A 14,840-nucleotide genomic window follows, 5' to 3' on the forward strand; every position below is an offset into this window, starting at 1 on the left:
ACATCACCACATTGCCGCGCACGATGGTGCCGATGGGCCAACCGGTGACCTTCTTGCCGTCGAAGGGCGTCCAGTTGGACTTCGATGCGATCCAGGCGTTGGTGATGGTCTCGGTGCGCTTCAGATCGACCACCGTGAAATCCGCGTCGTAGCCCACGGCGATGCGGCCTTTGCGGGCGATGCCGAAGAGGCGCTTGGGGCCGGCGCTCGTCATGTCGACGAAGCGCTCGAGGGTGAGCCTGCTGGCATTCACGTGATCGAGCATGATCGGAACGAGCGTCTGCACGCCGGTCATGCCGGACGGCGTGTTCGGATAGGCCTTCTCCTTTTCCTCGCGCGTATGCGGCGCGTGGTCGGAACCGAGAATGTCGGCGATGCCTTCGTCCAAACCCTGCCAGATCGCGGCGCGATGATGCTCGTCGCGCACGGGCGGGTTCATCTGCACGAAGGTGCCGAGGCGATCGTAATCCTCCGGCGCGACAAGCGTCAGATGGTTCGGCGTGACCTCCACGGACACGAGATCCTTGTAGTCGCGCAGCAGCGCCATCTCTTCCGCCGTCGTGACGTGCAGCACGTGAATGCGCGCGCCGGTTTGACGAGAGATGCGTACGAGGCGCTGCGTGCAGGCAAGCGCCACTTCAGCGGAGCGCCAGACGGGATGGGAACGCGGATCATTCTCGACGCGCAAACCTTTCCGCTCACGCAGCATCGCCTCGTCTTCCGAATGGAAGGCGGCGCGACGGCGGGTGCGTCGGAGAATGTTGGCGATGCCCTCGTCATCCTCGACCAGCAGCGAGCCGGTGGAGGAGCCCATGAATACCTTGATGCCGGCAGCGCCCGGCAGGCGCTCGAGCTCGGCGACATCCTTCGCATTCTCGTGCGTGCCGCCGACCCAGAAGGCGAAGTCGCAATGCATGCGGTGATGGCCACGCCGCACCTTGTCGGCGAGCGTCTCGGGTGTCGTGGTCTGCGGGTCGGTGTTGGGCATCTCGAACACCGCCGTGACGCCGCCCATGACGGCGGCGCGGGAGCCGGATTCCAGATCTTCCTTGTGGTCGAGGCCCGGCTCGCGGAAATGGACCTGCGTGTCGATGACGCCGGGAAGAATGTGCAGCCCGCGACAATCGATAACCCGCCCGGCGGAGGCCTGGGACAGGTCCCCGATGGCGGCGATGGTGCCGCCCCTGATGCCGACATCACGCTCGATGCGGCCATCCTGATTCACGACGATACCGCCCTTGAGGATCATGTCGAAGGTTTGGGGCATGGCAATCTCATCCCTTGAGGCTGAAGCGAAGGGGGCATATGTCTCGCCCAGAAGCATTGCAACTGGAGCAGGACATGCCGTCAGTCCATTTAGCCGACCGGGGCGTGGTAAGGGTTTCGGGCGAGGACGCCAAGAGTTTTCTCGACAACCTCATCACCTGCGATCTCGACCGTGTGTCGCCGCACACGGCGCGGTTCGGCGCCCTGTTGACGCCCCAGGGCAAAATCCTCTTCGACTTCATCGTCTTCCAAGCCCCCGACGAGATCGGCGGCGGCTATTATCTCGATGTCTTGAAGGTCTTCGCGCCCGACCTCACTAAAAGGCTCGGCTTCTACAAGCTGCGGGCCAAGGTGGCGGTCGAGGATATGTCCGACGCCATGGCGGTCGTGGCCGGCTGGGATGAGGGCAAACCCGACGACGAGGTCGGCCTCGTCTCGGAGGATCCGCGCCTGCCTCAACTCGGCTGGCGGGCCATCGTCGCCGCGCAGGATGCCGGGGAATTCGCGGGGCAAGAGGCCCAACGTTATCTCGCCCACCGCATCGCGCTCGGCGTGCCGGAAGGCGGGCGGGATTTCCTGTTCGGCGACGCCTTTCCCCACGAGGCCCTCATGGACCAGCTGCACGGGGTCGATTTCGACAAGGGCTGCTATGTGGGCCAGGAGGTCGTCTCCCGCATGCAGCACCGGGGGACCGCCCGCACCCGGATCGTGCCGGCCGTCTACGAGGGCGGCTTCGCGGCGGATGTGGGCGTTGAAGTGACGGCGGGGGACAAGGCGCTGGGCACCACGGGCACCGGCATCAACGGGCGCGGACTCGTCATGATCCGCCTCGACCGGGCTGCCGACGCCCTGGCGGCGGGCCAGGCCATCCGGGCCGGCGGCATTCCTGTGACGCTGGAAAAGCCCTCATGGATCGGCTTCCCTTTCCCTGGGGAAGTTGATACCAAAACCGAAGCAGAGCCTGGCTGACAGACACCTTTTCCAGGAACTTCAAATGTTTCCGGGCGTTAGCTCAAATCGGGCCGTCGATGCGCTAAAATCAAGGCGTGGGATGGGCTGGCCAAGGGGTTTTAAATGATTGCCGTAAAAGCGCACGATGCGGCGCCTGACAAAGAGCGCTTCCAGCTTCTTGTCGATGCCGTAACCGATTACGCGATCTATATGCTGGACCCGACCGGTATCATTGTCAGCTGGAACTCTGGAGCCCAGCGCTTCAAGGGATATGTGGAGAGCGAGATCCTCGGGGAGCATTTCTCGCGCTTCTACCCGGATGAAGACCGGGCCAATGGCCTTCCCCAACGAGCCCTCGACACCGCCTTTCGTGAAGGAAAATTCGAATCCGAAGGCTGGCGCATCCGCAAGGACGGCGCTCGTTTCTGGGCGCATGTGGTCATCGACCCGATCATCGACGCAAGAGGCAATCTGCTCGGCTTCGCCAAGATCACCCGCGACCTCACCGAGCGCCGTCAGGCGGAACTGGCGCTGAAGCAGAGCGAAGAACGCTTTCGCCTGCTGGTGCAGGGCGTCACCGATTACGCGATCTACATGCTCGACCCGGAAGGCTATGTCTCGAACTGGAATGCCGGGGCCGAGCGCATCAAAGGTTACCTGGAAAAGGAAATCACCGGCCATCACTTCTCGCGCTTCTATACCGAGGAGGATCGCGCGGCGGGGCGTCCCGCTCGTGCGCTTGAGATCGCCATGCGCGAGGGGCGGTTCGAGGCGGAAGGTTGGCGTGTGCGCAAGGACGGCACCCGGTTCTGGGCCAGCGTCATCATCGACCCGATCTACGATGATCGAAAGGAACTGATCGGCTTCGCCAAGATCACCCGCGACATCACCGAGCGCCGCAGGGCACAGGAGGCGCTCGAGCAGGCCCAGGCCGCCTTGTTCCAATCGCAGAAGATGGAAACCATCGGCCAGCTCACGGGCGGCGTCGCCCATGACTTCAACAACCTTCTGACGATCATCGTCAACAATCTCGACCTTCTCACCCGTAACATGACCGGGTCGCGCGAAACCAAGCTGATCGAGAGCGCGCAGCGCGCCGCCGAGCGCGGCGCGAAGCTGACGCAGCAGCTCCTGGCCTTCTCCCGCCGCCAGCCTCTTCAGCCTTCGGCGCACGATGCGAATGTGCTCATCGGAGGCTTTGAGTCGGTGCTGCGCCGCGCCTGCGGCGAAACGGTGGATCTTCGCCTGTCCCTGGGCACGCACGCGAGCACCATCAACGTGGACGGAGCGCAGTTCGAGGCGGCCCTCCTCAACCTAGTGGTCAATGCGCGCGACGCCATGCCTGGAGGCGGCATGCTGACCATCGCGACAAACGCCAAAACTCTGGAAGAGGACGAAGCCAGGGCGCTCGGCATGCCTGTCGGCCGCTATGTCGGCATCGAAGTCCAGGACACGGGCACCGGGATGACGCCCGATGTTGCGGCTCGGGTCTTCGAGCCGTTCTTCACGACCAAGGAAGTAGGCAAGGGCACGGGCCTCGGCCTGAGCCAGGTCTACGGCTTCATCATCCAGTCGGGCGGCCATATCGATGTGGAGAGCGTGCCCGGCCTCGGCACCACGATTACCATGCTTCTGCCGGCCCACGAGGGCGGCGAGGGTGCAAACGAGGATGAATCCTCGGATGAACCCCATGTCGTGCGCGACACCGCCGGAACCGTGCTGATCGTCGAGGACGAACCTGCGGTGCTGGAGGTTGCGACCGAGATCTTCGACAGTCTCGGCTACGACGTCCTGACCGCGACCGACGCCATCGCCGCACTCGATGTCCTCGCGCGCGGGAGCTCCATCGACGTGCTGTTCAGCGACGTGATCATGCCGAACGGCATGAACGGCGTGGAATTGTCCCGCAAGGCCCGCGAGATGCGGCCAGGCATCAAGGTTTTGCTGGCCTCGGGCTATCCCATGTCGACGCTGCCATCGGAGGGCTTCGACGAAGGCGTTTCCTTCATCAGCAAGCCCTATCGCTGGACCGAGCTTGCCGACAAGCTGCGCGTGCTGCGCACGGGATAAGCCACACATCGCCCTGGGTGATGAGTGGGATCGGGAAATTTGATTGGCGCCAGGTTCGCTCTTGGCGCTAGCATTCCGTTGAAAGCAGGAATGCCATGTACCAGCCACCCCATTTCCGTGAAGACCGTCTCGACGTCCAGCACGCCCTGATCAAAGCACATCCGCTCGGGCTCCTCGTCACGAACGGCAGCTCAGGGCTGATCGCCAATCCGATTCCGTTCGCGCTCGATCCCGCGGCATCTGCCCTTGGCACCTTGCGGGCTCATCTCTCCCGGGCAAACCCGCAATGGAAGGACTTCGATCCCGCACAGGAAGCCTTGATCGTGTTCCAGGGCGTCGAGACCTACATCACGCCGTCCTGGTACGAGGCCAAGCGCGAGCACGGCAAGGTTGTGCCGACTTGGAACTACGCCATCGTGCAGGCCTATGGCCGCATGAAGACCATGGATGATCCGGCTTGGCTTCTAAGGCAGATCACCGCCGTCACGGATGTGCAGGAGGCACTCCGGGCAGAGCCCTGGTCCGTCAATGACGCGCCTACCGATTTCCTTGCCGCGCAACTCAAGGGCATCGTCGGCATCGAGATCGAGATCACGCGGATCGAGGGCAAGTGGAAGGTCAGCCAGAACCGCAGCGACGCCGACCGCAAGGGCGTTGCGGAAGGGCTGCGCGAGCAGGATGCGGAAGCCGCGCGGCACATGGCGGAACTGGTGGACAAGCGAGGCGCGTGAAGCACCTCTTCCCGTTTCCGCCGGTTGCCGCTAAACCTTGCCCATGACCGACGGCCTGATCCTTCACCCCGACAACAAGACCCGCTGCTGGTGGCCCGGCACGGACCCATTCTATGTCGAATATCACGACACCGAATGGGGTGTGCCCGAGTTCGATGACCGCGCCCTGTTCGAGAAGCTCATTCTCGACGGCTTCCAGGCCGGGTTGTCGTGGATCACCATCCTGCGCAAGCGCGAGAATTTCCGCAGCGCCTTCGCCGGTTTCGATCCGGCCATCATCGCCCGTTTCGACCAGGCCCAGGTCGAGGCGCTGATGCTCGATTCCGGCATCGTGCGCAATCGCGCCAAGATCGAAGCGACGATTGCAGGCGCGCGCGCGTGGCTCGAAATTCAGGAGCGCGGCGGGTTCTCGCAATTCCTGTGGGGGTTCATCGACGGCCGTCCGCTTCAGAACAATCTGAAAAGCAGAAGCGACGTGCAGCCGGAAACGGATGTGTCGCGGCGCATCTCCAAGGCGCTGAAGGCGGAAGGCTTCAACTTCGTTGGCCCCACCATCGTCTACGCCTTCATGCAGGCGGTCGGCATGGCGAACGACCATCTCACCGGCTGCTACCGCCACGCGGAATGCGCGGTGCTCGCCGAGAAACTTTGATGGCCAAGGAACCCCGCGTCTGGCAGCGGATGCTTTCCGGCCGCCGCCTCAACCTGCTCGACCCCTCGCCGCTCGACGTGGAGCTCGACGACATCGCGCACGGCCTTGCGCGCGTCGCGCGCTGGAACGGGCAGACAATCGGCGCGCACATCTTTTCCGTGGCGCAGCACAGCCTGCTCGTCGAAGCGGTCGCGGATCACATCGATCCCGAAATGCCGCGCGCCACGCGTCTTGCGGTGCTGCTGCACGACGCGCCGGAATACGTGATCGGCGACATCATCTCGCCGTTCAAGGCGGTGATCGGCGATGCGTACAAATCCATCGAGTCAGGCTTGCTCGGCGCGATCCATCTGCATTTCGGATTGCCTGCCTCGCAAAGCGCCGCCCTCAAGCGCTTCATCAAGCAGGCCGACCGGCAGGCCGCGTTTCTCGAAGCCACGCATCTCGCAGGCTTCAGTCGCGAGGAAGCGATCAAGTTCTTCGGCCGCCCCGACGCCCTGCCCCGCAGCGTGCTTACCTTCCTCGAACCCTGGCCCGTAGCGCAGGCGGAGGAGATGTTTCAGGATCATGTGCTTGCGGCGTTGGGGAGTTGAGGGGTCGTCCTTAATAACAACCCCAGCACTTGTGCTTCCCAGCACGTACACCCCTTTGCGAATCGTGTAAGTCTCCCGCCTCTCACAAGCCGGATCTCATGCCCACTCTTCACGTCTGCCCCCTCTCCCGCCTGCACGACACGGTTGCCGCCACGCGCGCCAGCCATGTGCTGAGCCTCATGGGTGTGGGAGCGCAGATCGAGCGGCCTCCCGCCATTGCGCCGGATCGTCACCTGTTCATCGGCGTCAGCGATATCGTCGAGCCGCTGGAGGGGCATATTCTTGCCGAGGCCAGACATATGGAGCAGCTCATCGGCTTCGTGCGCAGCTGGAGCCGTGAGAGCCCCATCGTCATCCATTGCTGGGCCGGCATCAGTCGCTCCACCGCCGGCGCTTATATCGCCGCCTGCGCTCTTGCACCTGAGCGCGACGAGGTGGAGATCGCGGGTGCCTTGCGCGCGGCCTCGCCCATGGCCACGCCGAACCGGCATTTCGTTGCCCTCGCCGATGATCTTCTGGGACGCAATGGCCGCATGGTCGATGCCATCCGTTCCATCGGGCGCGGAGCGGATGCTATGGAGGGCACGCCCTTCATGTTACAGCTTAACAGGGACTAGCCGATTCCGCTCACGATGAGCCGTCCCAGACCATAAGAGGCCTTCCTTGGACGCGCTCGAACTCCTTCTCATCCTAGCCATCGGCGTGCTGCCCCTCGGCATGCTTGTCGGCGTGATCGTTGCCCTGACGCTCGGGGTCTCCGCCCGGAACGGTCTTGTGGTCCTCCAGGGCCGTCTCAACGCGATGGAAGGGGAGCTGCGACTGTTGAGAGCGCAAGCAACTCAAGCCGCCCCTCCCCCGCCTGAGCAGACGACGCAAGCTGCGGAAGCGGCTCCGGTCGCCGAGACCCCAGCCATGCAGATCGAGGAACCGCGCGCCAACGCGCCCGTTCCCGCCATCCCGGCAACGCCCGCGCAGCCAACTCCGCCACGCCAAGGCTTCGAGGAGAAGCTCGGCTCCCGCTGGGCCGTTTGGGTCGGCGGCGTGGCGCTGGCGCTCGGCGGCATCTTCCTCGTGCGCTATTCCATCGAGCAGAACCTGCTGCAGCCGGAAACCCGCACCGCGCTCGGCGGCCTCTTTGCCCTGGCGCTGATCGGCGCGGGCGAATGGCTGCGCCGCCGCGAAAGCGCCTTCGCGCTTCCCGGCATTCCCAGCGCCAATGTGCCGAGCGTGCTCACCGCCGCCGGAACCTGCACCGCCTTCGCCACGGCTTACGCGGCCTATGCGCTCTATGACCTGATCAGCCCCGCCGCGACCTTCGTGCTGCTGGGGGCCATCGCCGTCCTGACCATGGTGGCCGCGACGCTCCATGGTCCGGTGCTGGCTGCGCTCGGCCTCGTCGGCGCGATGGGAAGCCCGCTTCTCGTCTCCTCGGACAATCCGCAGCCCTGGGCACTCGTGATCTATCTCGCCTTCGTGGTGCTGCCGGCCTATGGCGTCGCGCGTTTCCGCCTTTGGCGCTGGCTGGCGCTCGCCGCCTCTGTCGGAGCCTTAATGTGGGCTTTCCCGATCTTCTTCATCGAGCCATCCAACACCCTGCCTGTCATGGTGCACCTCGTGCTCCAGGCCGGGTTCGCAGCCTTCTTCCTCGCCATCGATCCCTATCGCCATGTGCCGGAGGAGGAGGCTCGGACGGACAGGTTCGCTAGCATCGTCCTCGCGGCCTTTGCCGTGGCGGGAATCGTGGTTACGAGTTCCGTCGCCACGGGGGACGGACGCCCCGTCTTCGTGGCGGCCTTGGCTCTCGTGCTGCTCGCAGCAGGTTTTCGCGCCGCCTCCGTCGCCTCGGGCACAGCCAGCGCGGCACTTCTGGCGGCAGGCGCCCTTCTGGTCTGGCCTCTGGCAAGCGACATCGGCGATACGCCGGAAAACCTGTTCTATCAGTCGGGCGATGTCTTTGCCGTGCGTCCGCACGCGCTCAACACCTATCTGATCCTGGCAGCCCTTCTGCCTGCGATCATCGCCGGGGCCTCCCTGCTGCGTCTGGCCATATCGCGTAACCTGCGCCTGCCGGTTGCCGCCTGGTATGCCGGTGCGGCGAGCGTCGGGCCGCTGCTCGCCCTTGTCGCCGCCTATTGGCGGGTCACGAATTTCGAGCGCAGCCTGTCCTTTGCCATCGTCGCGGGCGTGGTCGGCCTCGCCTTCGTGCTGGCCTCCCAATGGCTGATGCGAAGGAGCGAGAACGGCGCCATCCGTCTCGGCCTCGGCGCAACCGCCTCCGCTGCCTTGGGCGCATTGGCGCTCGGTCTCACCTTCGCCCTCGACAAGGGCATGCTGACGGTGGCCTTCGCGCTCGCGGCCCTCGGCACTGCCTGGATTTCGGAACGGATCGCCATTCCGGCCCTTCGCTATGCGGTGGGTGCCATCGGCCTCATCGTCCTGGGCCGCCTGATCTGGAGCCCGACCATCGTGGGCGGCGATCCCGGGCCGGTGATCTTCAATTGGCTGCTCTGGGGCTATGGGGTTCCGGCGGTTTCCTTCCTGCTGGCGAGCCGCCTGCTGGAGCGCGCCGGGCGCGACCGTGTCGTCCAGTTGACCGAGAGCTTGGGGTTGGTCTTTGCGGTCTTCCTCGTCTTTTTCGAGATTCGCCACGCGCTTCATGCGGGCAATCCGCTGGCCACCGATTTCAGCCTCATGGAAGCGGGCCTGCTTGCGACAGAAAGCCTCGCCTTCGCGATCCTGTTGACGCGCCTCGACGTACGAAGGACCGATCCGGTCTACCGCTGGGGCTCCCTGATCTTCAAGGTTGCGTCGTTCGGCCTCGCCGCCATCGGGCTCCTCGTGGTCGAGAACCCGCTCATCACCAACGATGAGATCGTGGGCGGAATCGTTTTCAACAGCCTGCTGATCGCCTATCTGCTGCCCGCCATCCTGGCCGGAGCCCTGGCCTTTGCGGAACGGAATGTGCGCCCGTGGTGGTACTCCATGGCCTCGGCCATCCTGGCTCTCGTGTTGCAATGGGCCTATGTGGCCCTGACGATCCGCCTGATCTTCCAGGGCCCCAATCTGGGCATCTTCTGGCGTGGCTTCAGCCAGGGCGAACAATGGAGCTATTCGGTGGCCCTGCTCCTCATCGGGATCGCCCTGCTCGGCTTCGGCCTGCTGCGGGACAACCGCTTTGCGCGCCTGGCTTCAGCGGTTTACCTTGTTCTGGCCGTTCTGAAAGTGTTCATCATCGACCTCGCAAACCTGGAAGGCGTGATGCGGGCCCTGTCATTTATTGGCCTCGGGCTTGTTCTCATCGGCATCGGCCTCGTTTATCAGAGGCTCCTCGCACAACGACCGAGCAATGCCGCAATCTCGTGAGAGAGCGGTGCAACGACATTTCTGGCGGATCACTGCATGACCGATACCACGTCCATCAAGACCCTCCCCTTCGAGAAGGCCCTGGCCGAGCTTGAGGATATCGTCCGCCGACTGGAGCGCGGAGACGTGCCCCTGGAGGATTCGATTGCCATCTACGAGCGCGGTGAGGCCCTGAAGAAGCATTGCGAGCAGCTTCTCAAGAAGGCGGAAGCCCGCATCGAGAAGATCACGATCGGCCCCGATGGCGTCGCCTCCGGTACGGCCCCGCTTGATGTCGCCGAATAGTCAGGCTTGCCAGGGTACGCCTGTGTGTCGCGTTTGACCCAGGCCCTGTGTGACCTTATCTCCATCTCATGGTCTGCCCCTGGGCTTAACCCCGCGCGAGAGTACGTTGTCCACACCCCTCCTCGACACCATCAAGACCCCGGAAGATCTCCGTCAGCTCCCTGAGAACCAGCTCAGGCAGGTGGCGGACGAGCTGCGGACCGAGACGATCAGCGCCGTGTCCGTGACCGGCGGCCATCTCGGCGCGGGTCTTGGCGTCGTGGAGCTGACGGTGGCCCTGCACTACGTGTTCGACACACCGCAGGACCGGGTGATCTGGGACGTGGGCCACCAAGCCTATCCGCACAAGATCCTCACCGGCCGCCGCGACCGCATCCGCACGCTTCGCCAAGCGGGTGGCCTGTCGGGCTTCACCAAGCGTTCGGAGAGCGAGTACGACCCCTTCGGCGCCGCCCATTCCTCTACCTCGATCTCGGCGGGCCTCGGCATGGCCGTGGCGCGGGATCTGGAGGGCCGGAAGAACAACGTGATCGCCGTGATCGGCGACGGCGCCATGTCGGCGGGCATGGCCTATGAGGCCATGAATAACGCGGGCGCCATGCATTCGCGCCTCATCGTCATCCTCAACGACAACGACATGTCCATCGCGCCGCCCACCGGCGCCATGTCATCCTATCTCGCCCGCCTCGTCTCCGGCGGCACCTATCGCGGCATCCGCGAGACGGCCAAGCAGCTGGCGAAGAAGCTGCCGAAATTCATCTACGAGAAGGCCCAGCGCGCCGAGGAATTCGCCCGCGGCTTCTGGACCGGCGGCACGATGTTCGAGGAGCTCGGCTTCTATTACGTCGGCCCCATCGACGGCCATAACCTCGACCACCTGCTGCCGATCCTGAAGAATGTGCGCGACACCGGCACCGGCCCGATCCTAGTCCATGTGGTCACGCAGAAGGGCAAGGGATACGCCCCAGCGGAGGCCGCCGCCGACAAGTATCACGGTGTCGTCACCTTCGATGTGGTGACGGGCGCGCAGACCAAGGCCAAGGCCAATGCGCCCTCCTATACCAAGGTGTTCGGCGAGAGCCTGATCAAGGAAGCGCAAGCCGACGACAAGATCGTCGCGGTCACGGCGGCCATGCCGACCGGCACGGGCGTCGATCTGTTCAGCAAGGAATTCCCCGCCCGCACCTTCGATGTGGGCATCGCCGAGCAGCATGCGGTGACGTTTGCCGCCGGCATGGCGACGGAAGGCTACAAGCCGTTCTGCGCSATCTAYTCSACCTTCMTGCAGCGCGSCTAYGACCAGATYGTSCATGACGTSGCGMTYCAGAATCTGCCSGTGCGYTTCGCCMTYGACCGKGCCGGMCTSGTCGGYGCGGATGGYGCGACCCATGCGGGCTCCTTCGACATCGCCTATCTCGGCTGCCTGCCCAACATGGTCATCATGGCCGCCGCCGACGAGGCGGAGCTGGTGCATATGGTGGCGACCGCAGCGGCCTACGATTCAGGCCCCATTGCCTTCCGCTATCCGCGTGGAGAAGGCGTCGGCGTCGACATGCCCGAGAAGGGCATTCCGCTGGAGATCGGCAAGGGCCGCATCGTGAAGGAAGGCAGCCGCATCGCGCTTCTTTCGCTCGGCACCCGCCTGTCCGAAGCGCTCAAGGCCGCCGAGGAACTGGAGGCGCGCGGCCTCTCCACCACGGTGGCCGATGCCCGCTTCGCCAAGCCCCTCGACGAGGAACTGATCCTGCGTCTCGCCCGCGACCACGAGGTTCTCGTCACCATCGAGGAAGGCTCCATCGGCGGCTTCGGCTCCTTCGTGATGCAGCTGCTCGCCGAGAAGGGCGCGCTCGATCGCGGGACGCTGAAGGTGCGCTCCATGGTGCTGCCGGACATCTATCAGGATCAGGACAAGCCCGAGCGCATGTATGCCCAGGCGGGCCTCGATGCAGCCGGCATCGTCACTAAGGTGTTCGAGGCATTGGGCCGGGAAGAGACACGCAAGGCGCGGGCTTGAGAAACTGAAAACTCTGTCGTCATCACCGGCCTTGTGCCGGTGATCCCGCTAGATTGAAGCGACGCGCTTTTCGGATCGGGATGGCCGGGACAAGCCCGGCCATGACGGTCTATCAAATCGTCAACGTCCCAGCCTTCGCGGCCGCGTAACGCTGGCCGATCTTGTCCCAATCGAGCACGTTCCACCACGCCTTGAGGTATTCCGGCCGACGGTTCTGGTACTTCAGGTAATAGGCGTGCTCCCACACGTCGTTGCCCATCAGCACGCGCTGGCCGTCCATGAGCGGCGTATCCTGGTTGGGCTTGGCGACGATGGCGAGCTTGCCGTCGCGGGTGACCGTCACGAACACCCAGCCGGAGCCGAACTGCTTCTCGCCCGCCGTGTTGAAGTCGGTCTGGAATTTCTGGAAGCCGCCGAGATCCCGGTCGATGGCGCTTTTCAGCTCAGCCTGAGGCTCGCCGCCCGAGCCGCCCATGATCTGCCAGAACATCGTGTGGTTGGCGTGTCCGCCGCCATTGTTGCGGATTGCCGTGCGGATGTTATCCGGCACCTTGTCGAGGTTCGCCAACATCTCGTGCAGCGGAACATTCGCGGCCTCGCCGCCCTGACTGACAGCGGCATTGAGGTTGTTGACATAGGCCGCATGATGCTTGCCATGGTGCAGTTCCATGGTCTGGGCATCGATATGCGGCTCGTTCTTGGACGGAGCATAGGGCAAGGGATCGAGCTTGAACGGCCCTGAAGGGGCTTGCGCCCAGGCGCGCGGGATGGCAGCGCTGGTCGCGAGCAGGGTTGCTCCGGCAAGAAGATGTCGGCGGCTGATCATGAGAAACTCTCCGCTTGGCCAATCTCGGGCGTTGAACGGATATGAAATAGGGCAGACCTTAGTTCCTGCCCCTGAAGGAATTGTGATGTCGAGGGCGAGCCAGCCATGACGATGAAGCGCGCCGACGTGGTTCTGGTCGAACGAGGCTTCTTCCAGAGCCGCGCTAGGGCTCAGGAAGCGATTACGGCCGGCCTCGTGACCGTGAACGGCGTCGCCGTCCGCAAAGCCTCCGAGAGCGTGCCCAACGATGCGGTGATCACGGCGGTGCAGCCGCACCCTTATGTCTCGCGCGGGGGCGTGAAGCTCGCAGCCGCCCTCGATGCCTTCGCCATCGACCCCAAGGGTATGACCTGCCTCGACATCGGCGCCTCCACCGGTGGCTTCACCGAGGTTCTGCTGATGCGGGATGCCGCCCATGTCTACGCGGTTGATGTGGGCCACGGCCAGCTGCACCAGAAAGTGGCGAATGATCTGCGCGTGACCAATCTCGAAGGCACGGATGCGCGCGCGCTGACGCCGGAGCTCATCCCCGAATTGGCGGACCTTCTGGTTTCCGATGTGAGCTTCATCTCGCTCAAACTCGTCCTGCCGCCCGCCATCCCGCTGCTGAAGCCGCGCGCCACTTTGGCGTTGCTGGTGAAGCCGCAATTCGAGGCCGGGCGCGAGCGCGTGAAGAAGGGCATCGTGCGGGACGAGGCCGTGCATCGCGATGTGTGCGAGGACATGAAGGCCTTCGTGACGTCGCTCGGTTTTAATGTGTTGGATATCGTGCCCTCCCCTATCGAAGGCGGGGATGGCAATCGTGAATTCTTGTTGGGAGCTCGCCGTGGTTGAGCAGGTAACGATCAAGCGCCTCGGCGCGAAAGCCGATGGCATCGCGGAGAGCGCATCCGGCCCCATCTTCGTGCCGAAGGTGCTGCCGGGTGAAACCGTCACTATCGAGCGCGACGGATCGCACGCGCATCTGATCAGCGTGGACGTTCCCTCACTGGCACGCGAGACGCCCTTCTGTCCCTATTTCGACGAATGCGGCGGCTGCGCGACGCAGCACATGCAGCACGACTTCTATCAAGCGTGGAAGCAGGAGACGCTCGTCCATACCTTGCGCCAGGCCCGCCTTGAAGCACCCATCGATGCGATGGTGGATGCCCATGGCGAAGGCCGCCGGCGCGTGACGCTGCACGTGCGCTTTCCCGACCGCGCCATGCATGTGGGCTACATGGCACCGCGAAGCCACACGATTGTCGAGATCGCATTCTGCCCCATCGCCGAGCCCGCCTTGAAGGAGCAGGCGCCCATCATCGCTCGCGCCATCGGCGAGCATTTGAAAGGTGCCCGCAAACCGCTCGATATCCAGATCACCAACACGCAGACCGGCTTCGATGTGGATGTGCGCGGGCACGGACCGCTGAAGGATCAGGACCGCCTGCGCCTCATCGATCTGGCGGCACGGCTCGATGTGTCACGCCTGTCGATCCATGGCGACGTAATCGTGGAGAGACGCCCGCCCGCTATCGTGATGGGCCGCGCTTCAGTAGTGCCGCCCGCAGGATCGTTTCTTCAGGCCACACGCCTCGGCGAGGAGACGCTGGCCGGTTTCGTCACCGAGGCCTGCAGAGGCTCCAAGCGCGTGGCGGATCTCTTCGCCGGATCGGGACCCTTTTCCCTGCGCCTTGCCGAAAAGTCGGAAGTCCATGCGGTCGAATATGACCAGGGCTCCATGGCGGCGCTCGACAAGGCGTTTCGCGCGACGCCCAATCTGCGGCGCGTGAGCACGGAAGCGCGCGACCTCTTCCGGCGGCCATTGCTGACACTCGAACTCAACGCCTTCGATGCGGTGGTGCTCGATCCGCCGCGCGCGGGCGCGGAGGCACAGGTGAAGCAGATTGCCGTGTCAAAGGTGCCGCTGGTCGTCAGCGTCTCCTGCGATGCAGCAACCTTCGCGCGCGATGCCGCGATCCTGATCGATGCGGGCTTCAAGCTGGAGCGAGTGATCCCCGTCGACCAGTTCAAGCACTCGCCGCATCTGGAAGTGGTCGGCATCTTGACGCGAGAGCAAGCAAAGCCCAAACGCAGGCGATGACGCGAT

General features: G+C 64.2%; 13 protein-coding genes. 11 read left to right on the top strand and 2 right to left on the bottom strand.

Features of this window, described 5'->3' with window-relative positions; genetic code table 11:
• Nucleotides 1-1,267 (bottom strand): dihydroorotase (locus ACXJKO_RS12970; RefSeq protein WP_457091506.1); only part of this gene is annotated, 1,267 nt, incomplete at its 3' end.
• Between the two features lie 74 nt (nucleotides 1,268-1,341).
• Here ACXJKO_RS12970 and ygfZ point away from each other — a divergent pair.
• From ygfZ to dxs, 9 genes are all read left to right on the top strand, one after another.
• Nucleotides 1,342-2,235 carry a CAF17-like 4Fe-4S cluster assembly/insertion protein YgfZ gene (gene ygfZ / locus ACXJKO_RS12975; RefSeq protein ID WP_457091507.1) on the top strand — a complete coding sequence of 298 codons (894 nt, stop codon included), beginning with the start codon at nucleotides 1,342-1,344 and terminating at the stop codon, nucleotides 2,233-2,235.
• A 105-nt stretch (nucleotides 2,236-2,340) separates the two neighbouring features.
• A complete protein-coding gene (locus ACXJKO_RS12980) occupies nucleotides 2,341-4,287 on the top strand; it encodes a PAS domain S-box protein (RefSeq protein WP_457091508.1) in 1,947 nt (648 codons plus the stop codon).
• A gap of 95 nt (nucleotides 4,288-4,382) precedes the next feature.
• The gene (locus ACXJKO_RS12985; protein ID WP_457091509.1) at nucleotides 4,383-5,018 is read left to right on the top strand and encodes an FMN-binding negative transcriptional regulator; all 636 of its coding nucleotides are present in this window, start codon (nucleotides 4,383-4,385) and stop codon (nucleotides 5,016-5,018) included.
• 43 nt (nucleotides 5,019-5,061) lie between these two features.
• Entirely contained in the window at nucleotides 5,062-5,670 is a 609-nt protein-coding gene (locus ACXJKO_RS12990) for a DNA-3-methyladenine glycosylase I (protein ID WP_457091510.1), read from the top strand.
• Nucleotides 5,670-6,263 (top strand): HD domain-containing protein, encoded by a 594-nt coding sequence (locus tag ACXJKO_RS12995; RefSeq protein WP_457091511.1) that lies wholly within the window; start codon nucleotides 5,670-5,672, stop codon nucleotides 6,261-6,263. The genes ACXJKO_RS12990 and ACXJKO_RS12995 overlap by 1 nt, the downstream gene beginning before the upstream one ends.
• A gap of 98 nt (nucleotides 6,264-6,361) precedes the next feature.
• The gene (locus tag ACXJKO_RS13000; RefSeq protein ID WP_457091512.1) at nucleotides 6,362-6,880 is read left to right on the top strand and encodes a tyrosine phosphatase family protein; all 519 of its coding nucleotides are present in this window, start codon (nucleotides 6,362-6,364) and stop codon (nucleotides 6,878-6,880) included.
• Nucleotides 6,881-6,926: 46 nt separating this feature from the next.
• Entirely contained in the window at nucleotides 6,927-9,626 is a 2,700-nt protein-coding gene (locus ACXJKO_RS13005; RefSeq protein ID WP_457091513.1) for a DUF2339 domain-containing protein, read from the top strand.
• A 36-nt stretch (nucleotides 9,627-9,662) separates the two neighbouring features.
• Complete coding sequence (locus ACXJKO_RS13010; RefSeq protein WP_441984061.1) at nucleotides 9,663-9,911, top strand: exodeoxyribonuclease VII small subunit; 249 nt, start codon at nucleotides 9,663-9,665, stop codon at nucleotides 9,909-9,911.
• Nucleotides 9,912-10,017: 106 nt separating this feature from the next.
• The gene (dxs, locus tag ACXJKO_RS13015) at nucleotides 10,018-11,925 is read left to right on the top strand and encodes a 1-deoxy-D-xylulose-5-phosphate synthase (protein WP_457091514.1); all 1,908 of its coding nucleotides are present in this window, start codon (nucleotides 10,018-10,020) and stop codon (nucleotides 11,923-11,925) included.
• A gap of 112 nt (nucleotides 11,926-12,037) precedes the next feature.
• Here the strand turns inward: dxs and ACXJKO_RS13020 are convergent, their stop codons facing one another.
• A complete protein-coding gene (locus ACXJKO_RS13020; protein WP_457091515.1) occupies nucleotides 12,038-12,751 on the bottom strand; it encodes a superoxide dismutase in 714 nt (237 codons plus the stop codon).
• A 105-nt stretch (nucleotides 12,752-12,856) separates the two neighbouring features.
• Here ACXJKO_RS13020 and ACXJKO_RS13025 point away from each other — a divergent pair, with 105 nt between their 5' ends.
• Both ACXJKO_RS13025 and ACXJKO_RS13030 read left to right on the top strand, forming a co-directional pair.
• The gene (locus ACXJKO_RS13025; RefSeq protein WP_457091516.1) at nucleotides 12,857-13,585 is read left to right on the top strand and encodes a TlyA family RNA methyltransferase; all 729 of its coding nucleotides are present in this window, start codon (nucleotides 12,857-12,859) and stop codon (nucleotides 13,583-13,585) included.
• A complete protein-coding gene (locus ACXJKO_RS13030) occupies nucleotides 13,578-14,834 on the top strand; it encodes a class I SAM-dependent RNA methyltransferase (protein ID WP_457091517.1) in 1,257 nt (418 codons plus the stop codon). The genes ACXJKO_RS13025 and ACXJKO_RS13030 overlap by 8 nt, the downstream gene beginning before the upstream one ends.
• Nucleotides 14,835-14,840: the final 6 nt, after the last annotated feature.

This window comes from Microvirga sp. P5_D2 (assembly GCF_054049475.1).

What these genes read in the sequence shown, in the direction of transcription:
- ACXJKO_RS13020 (WP_457091515.1), bottom strand. Translation starts at nt 12,751, where the DNA reads ATGATCAGCCGCCGACATCTTCTTGCCGGAGCAACCCTGCTCGCGACC.
- ygfZ (WP_457091507.1), top strand. Translation starts at nt 1,342, where the DNA reads ATGCCGTCAGTCCATTTAGCCGACCGGGGCGTGGTAAGGGTTTCGGGC.
- ACXJKO_RS12980 (WP_457091508.1), top strand. Translation starts at nt 2,341, where the DNA reads ATGATTGCCGTAAAAGCGCACGATGCGGCGCCTGACAAAGAGCGCTTC.
- ACXJKO_RS12990 (WP_457091510.1), top strand. Translation starts at nt 5,062, where the DNA reads ATGACCGACGGCCTGATCCTTCACCCCGACAACAAGACCCGCTGCTGG.
- ACXJKO_RS13025 (WP_457091516.1), top strand. Translation starts at nt 12,857, where the DNA reads ATGACGATGAAGCGCGCCGACGTGGTTCTGGTCGAACGAGGCTTCTTC.
- ACXJKO_RS13000 (WP_457091512.1), top strand. Translation starts at nt 6,362, where the DNA reads ATGCCCACTCTTCACGTCTGCCCCCTCTCCCGCCTGCACGACACGGTT.
- ACXJKO_RS12995 (WP_457091511.1), top strand. Translation starts at nt 5,670, where the DNA reads ATGGCCAAGGAACCCCGCGTCTGGCAGCGGATGCTTTCCGGCCGCCGC.
- ACXJKO_RS12985 (WP_457091509.1), top strand. Translation starts at nt 4,383, where the DNA reads ATGTACCAGCCACCCCATTTCCGTGAAGACCGTCTCGACGTCCAGCAC.
- ACXJKO_RS13010 (WP_441984061.1), top strand. Translation starts at nt 9,663, where the DNA reads ATGACCGATACCACGTCCATCAAGACCCTCCCCTTCGAGAAGGCCCTG.